Origin of the sequence: Herbiconiux daphne (assembly GCF_024979295.1) — a bacterium.
Classification (GTDB): Bacteria; Actinomycetota; Actinomycetes; order Actinomycetales; family Microbacteriaceae; genus Herbiconiux; species Herbiconiux daphnes.
In genome coordinates this window covers 1-799 of record NZ_JANLCJ010000294.1, presented here as the reverse complement: position 1 = coordinate 799, position 799 = coordinate 1, and the positions used below count along the sequence as shown (strand labels likewise).

2 protein-coding genes are annotated in these 799 nt (G+C 43.2%); both read right to left on the bottom strand.

What is annotated here, in order from left to right; genetic code table 11:
* A partial coding sequence (locus N1032_RS24775) for a CHAP domain-containing protein (protein ID WP_259543184.1) occupies window positions 1-391 on the bottom strand: 391 nt, incomplete at its 3' end.
* A complete protein-coding gene (locus N1032_RS24770; RefSeq protein ID WP_259543183.1) occupies window positions 366-767 on the bottom strand; it encodes a phage holin family protein in 402 nt (133 codons plus the stop codon). The genes N1032_RS24775 and N1032_RS24770, both read right to left, overlap by 26 nt.
* Window positions 768-799 lie beyond the last annotated feature (32 nt).

The following is a 799-nucleotide window of genomic DNA, read 5'->3' as shown; positions in this document are numbered from 1 at the left end:
GCAAGTAGCATTTGAATTGATAAGGTTGACCTGCGCCGAACTTGTAGAAATTCTTTTTCACGGGATCAAGTTTGCCTTGCGAATTTTGATCGAATACCCAAAGCCCCGTTTTCTCGATTCCGACAACAATTCCCGTGTGTCCGTATTTTCCATAGATTGAACTAGCTACAAAAATATCGCCGATTTGTGGTGTCGATTGTTTTGTGAATCCGCCCTTCACTCCTGTTGTTTGAAGGTCAATCGCTCCTAACCCACTGAATGAAACGCCAAAATTTCGATAGGCATATTCGTTGATATAGTCGAAGCACTGCGCCCCGTAGTGACCGTCGAAGTCGTATGATTTTCCCAAGCTGTTGTTGATCCATTTAATCGCCTGCGCTTTCGTTGTCATTGCCTTCCTCCTTGTATTCCGCTAGGATTCTTTCGAACTTCGCCTTTTCAGCTTTGACCCGTTGCAACAATGCCTTCGGAACGGGAACGCCACACATTGCCAAATTTTCAAGAAATGAAATCGAATAGACTAGAATATAAAAGGAATTGACTAGAATTCCGATTTCTGGTAGTCCGAATTCGCAAGCCACGATCCAAACGACACACACAAGACAAATTGCGAGTGAATGTTTCAAAGCCCCCTTGAATCCTATTTTTGAGTTAACTACGCCCCAAATGAACGCCTTTGCATTGCCACTGATAAAATCAGCGACAATCAGCAAAAGCAGAACATGAAACGCCGTGTTTTGTGCTAAATCATGAGCGCTTGAAATCATTCTTCTTCATCGTCCTTTTCTTCGAGTTGTTC

What these genes read in the sequence shown, in the direction of transcription:
- N1032_RS24770 (WP_259543183.1), bottom strand. Translation starts at nt 767, where the DNA reads ATGATTTCAAGCGCTCATGATTTAGCACAAAACACGGCGTTTCATGTT.